Below are 739 nucleotides of genomic sequence, written 5' to 3'. Positions count from 1 at the left end.
GCGTTATAACTCAAGTTCAAAGTCTTGTACTTACATCTAGTTTTAACTATACTTCGTACCATAAACAGTACAACTAAAGGTATTACTCATGAGTAGACTTCATTTTGATCAAGATATTCAACCACTTTCTGATTTTAGAGCTGGTGCAGCGTCATTTATTCGTCAAATTAACGAAACAAGAAGACCAATTGTGATCACACAAAGAGGAAAAGGTGTGGCTGTAGTTGTCGATGTGGCAGAGTATGAGTCAATGCAGGAAAAAATTGAATTACTTGAAGAAGTACAAAAAGCTGAAGCTCAACTTTCTGCTGGATTAGGTATTTCTAATTCTGATGCTCGCGCACAAATTTTAAAGAGTATTAAACCTTGAAAATAGTTTGGTCTCCTTTAGCGTTAGAAAAGCTAGAAGCGTCCGCTAAGTTTATTGCACTTGATAAACCATCGGCTGCTGACAAATGGGTTAATGATATTTTTGATCGCATTGACTTACTCGGTTCTCAACCTCAATTAGGCCGAGAAGTACCTGAGTTGTTAGGTTCAAATTATCGTGAAGTGATATTTGGTAGTTATCGTATTATCTATAAAGTTGAAAATGAAATTAAAATACTAACGTTACGTAATAGTCGTCAGTTGCTTAGTTTGGATGATATTGAGTTATAACAAGAACTTCAAACGGAAAAAATACAGTTGGCTATTTTCACTCCGTTCAACATTTTAGCCAACTATATTTTTCCGCTTA

General features: G+C 35.0%; 2 protein-coding genes. Both read left to right on the top strand.

Going from position 1 to position 739, the window contains the following annotated elements; all coding sequences use genetic code 11:
• Positions 1 to 88 precede the first annotated feature (88 nt).
• Positions 89 to 370 carry a type II toxin-antitoxin system Phd/YefM family antitoxin gene (locus H4J67_RS19965; RefSeq protein ID WP_182169873.1) on the top strand — a complete coding sequence of 94 codons (282 nt, stop codon included), beginning with the start codon at positions 89 to 91 and terminating at the stop codon, positions 368 to 370.
• Positions 367 to 660, top strand: a complete 294-nt coding sequence (locus tag H4J67_RS19960; RefSeq protein WP_182204903.1) for a type II toxin-antitoxin system RelE/ParE family toxin — start codon at positions 367 to 369, stop codon at positions 658 to 660. Before H4J67_RS19965 ends, H4J67_RS19960 begins: the two co-directional genes overlap by 4 nt.
• Positions 661 to 739 lie beyond the last annotated feature (79 nt).

It is taken from the genome of Colwellia sp. BRX10-4 (genome assembly GCF_014077465.1).
Lineage (GTDB): Bacteria > Pseudomonadota > Gammaproteobacteria > Enterobacterales > Alteromonadaceae > Colwellia_A.
The sequence above is the reverse complement of the archived record's forward strand: the minus strand, read 5'-3'. Positions and strand labels throughout refer to the sequence as shown.